The 7442-nt window shown below is 35.7% G+C and carries 5 protein-coding genes and 1 pseudogene; 2 read left to right on the top strand and 4 right to left on the bottom strand.

Annotated features, from left to right (window positions below):
- Positions 1 to 256: 256 nt before the first annotated feature.
- From infC to CCY16_RS02610, 4 genes are all read right to left on the bottom strand, one after another.
- On the bottom strand, positions 257 to 766 hold the full coding sequence (gene infC, locus CCY16_RS02625) for a translation initiation factor IF-3 (protein ID WP_088414743.1): 510 nt from the start codon (positions 764 to 766) through the stop codon (positions 257 to 259).
- Between the two features lie 17 nt (positions 767 to 783).
- The gene (gene thrS, locus CCY16_RS02620; RefSeq protein WP_088414745.1) at positions 784 to 2682 is read right to left on the bottom strand and encodes a threonine--tRNA ligase; all 1899 of its coding nucleotides are present in this window, start codon (positions 2680 to 2682) and stop codon (positions 784 to 786) included.
- Positions 2683 to 2823: 141 nt separating this feature from the next.
- Positions 2824 to 3306 carry an NADH-quinone oxidoreductase subunit NuoI gene (gene nuoI / locus CCY16_RS02615; protein WP_088414741.1) on the bottom strand — a complete coding sequence of 161 codons (483 nt, stop codon included), beginning with the start codon at positions 3304 to 3306 and terminating at the stop codon, positions 2824 to 2826.
- A 77-nt stretch (positions 3307 to 3383) separates the two neighbouring features.
- Positions 3384 to 4196, bottom strand: coding sequence for an enoyl-ACP reductase FabI (locus CCY16_RS02610; RefSeq protein ID WP_088414739.1), 813 nt, complete (start codon positions 4194 to 4196; stop codon positions 3384 to 3386).
- 236 nt (positions 4197 to 4432) lie between these two features.
- Here CCY16_RS02610 and CCY16_RS02605 point away from each other — a divergent pair, with 236 nt between their 5' ends.
- Positions 4433 to 6067, top strand: a complete 1635-nt coding sequence (locus CCY16_RS02605; RefSeq protein ID WP_088414737.1) for a ribonuclease J — start codon at positions 4433 to 4435, stop codon at positions 6065 to 6067.
- A gap of 398 nt (positions 6068 to 6465) precedes the next feature.
- Positions 6466 to 7442: pseudogene (locus CCY16_RS02600) on the top strand (protein TolB); the annotation flags it as partial.

Below are 7442 nucleotides of genomic sequence, written 5' to 3'. Positions count from 1 at the left end.
AAGGAACTTAGAAAAAGCCATAAGAAATTAACTTGAAAGGTATTAATAGTAATACACTATTTTTTGCAAATATTCAATCTTATTTGCAGCAAATTTCAAGATGCAAGCAGTTTTCTTTTTAATTTAAAACAAAATTTATTTTAAATTAGTAGAGAGCTCAAGAAAGATAAAGTCAATCCTTGACGCCCTAAAAATTATAGAATATAGTCGTTTATTTAAATGAAAACTAGTCAAAGGTTTTATTTAGTAAATTCTGCTACTTGGCAGTCAGAGCTAAGAAATATTGATTTCCTTCCCGTTTGGGTGCTGATTCTATTTTTGCAATATCCTCAGTGTCCCTAATTAGCCGTTCTAATTTTTCCAGCCCAACTTCAGTATTTATCATCTCTCTACCTTTAAATTTCATTGTAACTTTAATTTTATGTCCATGTGTAAGAAAATCCCTTGCGTGACGCAATTTTGTTTCATAGTCATGATCACCAATGTTGGGACCTAGTTTAATTTCTTTTATAGTTAATGTTTTTTGTTTCTTTTTTGCTTCACTTGCCTTCTTTTTTGCATCATACTTTTGTTTGCTATAATCCAGTATTTTACATACTGGAGGAGTTGAATCAGGTGCAACTTCCACCAAGTCTAAACCGACGTTTTGTGCAAATGTCAAAGCTCTTCCTATTGATACGACTCCAACCATTTCGCCATTATGGTCAACTAAACGTACCTCCTTAGCTGTAATGAACTCATTAATTCTATTTTTTTTTACTTGCAAGTTTTAACTCCCTTAACTTAAATTAGTACTTTCTTTAATAGCAGTTTAGCAGCTTTTTCACAAGAAGAAGACTCCTGCTTATCTGATCCTAAATTTCTCACTGACACAGTTTTGCTTGCAACTTCATTTTTGCCTACAATCCATAATATAGGCACCTTGTTTGAACTATGCAAGCGTATCTTATAACTAACTTTCTCATTGGTTAAATCAGTCTTAACCCTAACACCTTGTTCTTTTAAAACGTTACTAATTTCTGTGGCATAATTGTCAGCTTCATTTGTGACGGTTAAAATAACAAGTTGTGTTGGAGCGAGCCATAGCGGAAATTTTCCTGCATAGTGCTCTATTAAAATTCCAATAAAACGTTCAAAAGTTCCAAGGATTGCTCTGTGCAACATAACAGGGTGATATTTTTGTCCGTCTGCTCCTATGTAAAAGGCCCCCAGACGTTCTGGTAAAATGAAGTCAACTTGCAGCGTTCCACATTGCCAACTTCTGCCTATTGCGTCTTTCAAAATAAACTCTAACTTTGGACCATAAAATGCACCTTCACCCGGGTTAAGTTCATAACTGAGTCCTGCTTCTTTAACGGCTTCAAGCAACGCTTTTTCAGCTCTATCCCACACTTCATTGTCTCCTGCTCTAACATTTGGACGGTCTGAAAATTTCACAGAAATTTCATTGAACCCAAGCTCTGAATATACTTCTTTTAAAAGAGCACAGAATTTTACAGTCTCAGAATTAACTTGTTCTTCCATGCAAAAAATGTGTGCGTCATCTTGTGTAAAACCGCGTACCCGCATCAGTCCATGTAATGAACCTGAGCTTTCATTCCTATGGCACATGCCGAATTCTGCCATACGTATTGGTAAATTGCGATAGCTTCTTGTATAAGAGTTAAAAATCTGTACATGGCAAGGGCAATTCATGGGTTTTATTGCTAGTTTTTTACTCTCAGATTCGTCAACGATAAACATGTTTTCACGAAACTTATCCCAATGTCCCGATTTTTCCCACAACTCCTTGCTTACTAAGATAGGGGTTTTTACCTCAGCATAGCCATTATTTATTAATTTTTTCCTTATGTAAGACTCAAGAACGTTATATAAAGTATATCCCTGTTCATGCCAAAAAACTTGTCCAACAGCTTCCTCTCGAATGTGAAACAAGTCCATATCCTTAGCGATTTTGCGATGGTCACGTTTTTTTGCCTCTTCCAGACGTTTAAGATAAGTGTTTAGTTCATCTTTGTTTCGCCATGCGGTACCATATATTCGCTGCAACATTGGACCCTTTGCATTGCCACGCCAATATGCTCCTGCGACTTTCATGAGTTTAAACGCTTTGACTTTGCTAGTTGAAGGAGAGTGTGGACCACGACATAAGTCAACAAAATCACCTTGTCTATAAACAGTTAGATCTTCGCTGTCTGGTATGGAGGAGATAATATCAACCTTATATTTTTCACCTATACTACTGAAAAAATTGATTGCTTGCTTACGGGTCCAAACTTCTCGAATAAATCTGTGGTTACTTTTTATAATTTCTTTCATTTTCTTTTCTATTGCAGTAAGATCGTCCGTGGTAAAAGCACGATCTATAGCAAAATCGTAATAGAACCCATCCTGAATTGTTGGACCGATAGTAACCTGGGCATTAGGAAAGAGCTCTTTCACTGCCTGAGCCATTATATGAGCAGCATCGTGCCTTATTATATCCAAACCCTCTTCATCATTAAGTTGTATCACATCTATCTCTGTATCAGATTCAATTTCACGTGAGAGATCATACAACTCACCATTTACCCTTAAGGCAATTGCTTCCTTTAAAATATCTGGTTGTAGTATATCAAAACCAGTAACTCTACTGCTATATTCTTCTACTTTTTGTTTTGCTAAAAAAGTAATTCTGATCATAAGTGGAACTCTTGTATAATAAGTGGAGAGCAATATTTGCCAGTATGTGACCACGTTTTTTTCTGGATCCCAGTGTCAAGCACTGGGGTGACATGAGAGGATGCTGGAATAACAGAGGTCTAATATTGTAAACTTCTAGCATTAGTGGTACGATACATCCTTTTTTAGTCTGAGTGCTATTGCTTCTTCCCAAATTTCACCATTACGCAATAGCTTTTCTTTATTATACATTAGCTCTTCTCTTGTTTCTGTTACAAACTCAAAATTAGGACCCTCGACAATTGCGTCAACAGGACATGCCTCCTGGCAAAGCCCGCAATATATGCACTTTGTCATATCAATATCATAACGCGTAGTGCGGCGGCTACCATCTTCTCTTTCCTCTACTTCAATAACTATTGCTTGAGCGGGGCAGATAACTTCACATAGTTTACAAGCTATGCAACGTTCTTCACCGTTTGAGTATCTACGCAATGCATGCTCGCCACGAAATCTTGGGCTCAGTGGACCCTTTTCCATAGGGTACTTAAGCGTAACCTTCGGTTTAAACGCATACCTGAGCGTAATAATAAATCCTTTGATCAACTCTACGAAGGACCAATACCAAGCTAGTTTCTTGAACATAAAGTATTTAAAGTTTATGGCAGTAATTATAAATCATGTTACCAGTTTTTAGAAGGCTTTTTTCTCATGCTCGATTTTCAATTTTGGTAGCTATTAATTATATTTGAATCAATTGCCTTCATCCCTACAACGTTATATCCTGAATCAACATGTAAAATTTCTCCGGTAGTACCACTACTTAGGTCACTTAATAAATATAGTGCTGCTTTTCCAATATCCTCAAGAGTAGTGTTGCGTCTAAGAGGAGAATTATTTCTGTTCCATTCTGATATGAAGTGAAAATCACTTATTCCAGAAGACGCTAAAGTTCTAATCGGACCAGCAGAAATGGCATTTACTCTGATGTTTTGTGGACCTAAATCACATGCTAGATACTTTACACTTGCTTCAAGTGCTGCTTTACACAAGCCCATGACGTTGTAATTTGGCATAACTTTTTCAGCACCATAATAAGATAAAGTAAGTAAACTGCCGCCATTTGGCATCATTTTTTCAGCCCTCTGTGCTAAGGCAGTGAAAGAATAGCATGATATGTTCATTGCATTTTGGAAATTGTTTAGTGAAGTATTAACATACTTGCCGCTTAATTCGTTTTTGTCAGAGAATGCAATTGCATGTACCAAAAAATCAAGGGTACCCCATTTTTCTTCTATTAACTTGAAAACATCATCTATAGTTCCTTCATTTGCAACATCACAATTTAATACTAGCTCCACATTTAATTCAGCTGCTATTGATGATAATCTCTCTTTTACCATTTCATTCTGGTAAGTGACTGCAAATTCTGCACCATGCTCTGAGAGAGTTTTTACTATACCATACGCTATCGATCTCTTGTTTATTATTCCAGTTATTAATCCCTTTTTGCCTTGTAGTAGACTTATTGCCATAAAACTATCTGTTTTTTACAGTTTAGAATATTAACTAGATAAAGTCAACTGTGGTTAAAAGTAATGTTTGGGGTCAAATTGAGTATATATCGACCTTGCATTGGATATAAGTTTTGGTAAATAGAGTAGCTAAAATCTTGAGGATTTCTTTTTCTCCTTAGGGTTACTGAAAGTAACAAACTCCTTTATTTAAAGCCGAAGTTTTGCTATCCTCACATTTTAATAATTTAAAATTAATGAATATAAACAAAAACGAATTTTTATTTCTTCCACTTGGAGGGGTAGGTAGGATTGGGATGAATGTTAACCTGTATCATTACCAAGGCAAGTGGATTATGATTGACCTTGGTATTGGTTTTGCCGATGAAACTATGCCAGGTATTGAGATATTAATTGCTGATGTAAGTTTTATTGCTCAAAGGAAGAAAGATTTGCTTGGAATAATAATTACGCATGCACATGAAGACCACTGCGGTGCAGTGCCTTACTTGTGGGAAGAGTTACAATGTCCCATATATACAACAAAGTTCACGGCTAATTTTCTCAAGGAAAAACTGAAAGAATTTCGGCTAGAAGGTATGGTATCTGTGAAAGAGGTGGATATAAACGGCAGTATAAATTTAAGTCCTTTCACTGTTGAGTTTATAAATGTAACTCACTCAATTCCTGAAACACATTCAATATTAGTTAGCACTGATGTGGGCAGCGCGCTTCATACTGGTGATTGGAAGTTCGATCAAAAACCTATTGTTGGTTTAACTTCTAACATAAGTCGTTTAAAGGAAATTGGTGATAAAGGTAATCTGCTTGCAGCAATTTGTGATTCAACAAATGTGTTAGGCAAGCATAACCCTGAATCAGAAAGTGAAATTTATAACAATATTTATAATATAATAAGGCGGTCTAAAAAGCTAGTTGCTGTATCGTTATTTGCTTCAAACGTGGCACGGATTGAAACGGTAGGCCAAGCTGCAAAGGCACTAGGTAGAAAAGTGGTTTTGCTTGGTAGGTCCTTGTGGAGAATAGTAAGAGTTGCACAAAATAGTGGGTATTTAACCGATTCTGTTGAATTTTGTGAAGTAAAAGATGTGGCAGATTTGCCAAGGGAAAAGTTATTATTAATCTGCACTGGTTGCCAAGGTGAGCCAATGGCGGCAATTTCAAAACTTGCTAATAAGAGTCATCATGCATTTAAAATGCAACAAGGCGATACAGTGATTTTTTCGTCGAAGATTATTCCTGGTAATGAAACTCGTGCACATGTTATATTCAATGCTTTCATTGAGATGGGAGTGGAGATTGTTACTGAGAAAACAGAACGTGTTCATGCTTCTGGGCATCCAGTCAAAGCAGAGCTAAGAGAAATGTATTCTTTAGTAAAACCTAAAATATCTATTCCAGTCCATGGTGAGTATATTCATACGCATGCACATGTAAAATTTGCTAAAGAGTGTGGTGTGGAAAAAGCAATAATGATTGCACCAGGTGATATTGTTAACTTGGAGAACGGAAAGAAAGTTGATTCAATTAATGTTGACTATTTTGGTGTTGATGGTATTTTGCTACGTCATCCGGAGAGTAATGTTATAAGAATGCGTAGAAAGATGAGGGATGCTGGAACTATTGTAGTGACAGCAATTGTAAACAAGAAAAATAAATTGCTGACTAAACCAAAAGTATTTGCGCCTGGTGTTTTAGAAGCAGTAGGAGATGCAGCTATCATACAAAGGATCATAAAGGCAGTTGAGTCAGCATTTAATTTACAGTCGACAAGAAAAGTAAGAAGTAAGATTGAGAGCTCAATATTTAGTATCTTAAAGGAATATTTACTGAAAAGACCTGTAATTGAGGTCCAGATAGAACAGGTATGAAATAAACCTCTTTTTTAACCATTATTTAAGTGAGAAGTTAACAATGTACTCCTTGTCATTCCAGTATGTGGCGCTAAAATCCAGAAACAAAGGACCTGTGTCAAGCATACAGCTGTACAAGCATTGTGATTTGAGTTTACCAGGAGGGTGTCATCCCAGTACGTGACACTGGGATCTAGAAAAATTGCTTGTAAAAAAGCGCACTGCACAACATTTTCAATGAAATTACCAAAAAAACTGGATTCCAGTGTCATACACTGGAGTAACACCAGAGGCTGATGCCCACGTGCTGTAACACGAGGATTTGAACGGTCGTGTATTAGCTACTTTCATGACGTCATCCGTATGCAGTTTACCTTCAAAATAAACATTTGCTGGGATGATAGGGAGAAAGTCTAATGAAGTTACTTGTTCAAGCTAATATTACTTCTTCCGTTATTTGTTCCTTATTTTACTAAAGCTGCTTTGTATGTTGATGTAAGAAAGGATAGTGTTGGTAATATCAACTTTGTTATGTCCAAATGTACATGCAAGACAAAGCTGGAAAGTGAATTAAGTGAAAGCATTACAAAAATAATTGAGAAAAATTTATCCAATTGCGGTTTATTTAATATAGAACAAGGCGTAGGAGCTGAAGCCATGTCATTCAAACCTTGGAAGAGCGATACTTTAGTTACAGTAAGTTTAAACAAAGTATCTGGTAGTGCCTTAGAGCTATCATTTCATTTGTTCGATTTTTTCACAAAAAGAGAGTTATTTACCCAGTCAGTTGTTTTTCCTGCAAAAGATTAGAGAGAAATTACTCATCTTATTTCGGATGCAGTACATGATAGATTAATTGGTGAAAAGGGGCATTTTAACATGAAATAAAGTACATTGCAGAGGAAAGAGATAGTAATTACAAGTCCATGCGCAAAATTGCTGTTATGAGTCAAGATGGAAGCGATATAAAATACTTAACAAACGGCGATAAATTTGTGTCAATACTGGGGTTTCACCAAATGGGGAGAGTATTGTTTATATCTCATATTTGGATGACAGAAGCTACATGATATTGAAGAATTTAAAAAACAATACTGAATCAATAGTTAGTATATTTGAAGGCGTTATTTCTACTCCTAGTTTTTTTCCTGATGGCAAATCTTTTCTTATTTCTCATTCATTTGGTGGTGAGACAAATATATTATCTTTAGATTTAAACAGTAAACGTACGAAAAAAATTACTAAAAGTTTAGCTATAAGTACTTTCCCATCTTTTTCTCCAGATCAGAAATACATGGTTTTTGATTCTGATATAAGTAGAAGTCAGCAACTTTACGTTATTGGTTTTACAAAAAAAAGTAAAGAATCTAAGAGAATTAGTTTTGGAAGTGGA

Origin of the sequence: Wolbachia endosymbiont of Wuchereria bancrofti (assembly GCF_002204235.2) — a bacterium.
Taxonomy (GTDB): domain Bacteria; phylum Pseudomonadota; class Alphaproteobacteria; order Rickettsiales; family Anaplasmataceae; genus Wolbachia.
Note: the sequence above shows the minus strand (reverse complement) of the source record. Positions and strands in the feature narration are given on the sequence as shown.

Excerpts from the sequence above, each read along its gene's own strand:
- thrS (WP_088414745.1), bottom strand. The coding sequence starts at position 2,682 with ATGATCAGAATTACTTTTTTAGCAAAACAAAAAGTAGAAGAATATAGC.
- nuoI (WP_088414741.1), bottom strand. The coding sequence starts at position 3,306 with ATGTTCAAGAAACTAGCTTGGTATTGGTCCTTCGTAGAGTTGATCAAA.
- CCY16_RS02610 (WP_088414739.1), bottom strand. The coding sequence starts at position 4,196 with ATGGCAATAAGTCTACTACAAGGCAAAAAGGGATTAATAACTGGAATA.
- CCY16_RS02605 (WP_088414737.1), top strand. The coding sequence starts at position 4,433 with ATGAATATAAACAAAAACGAATTTTTATTTCTTCCACTTGGAGGGGTA.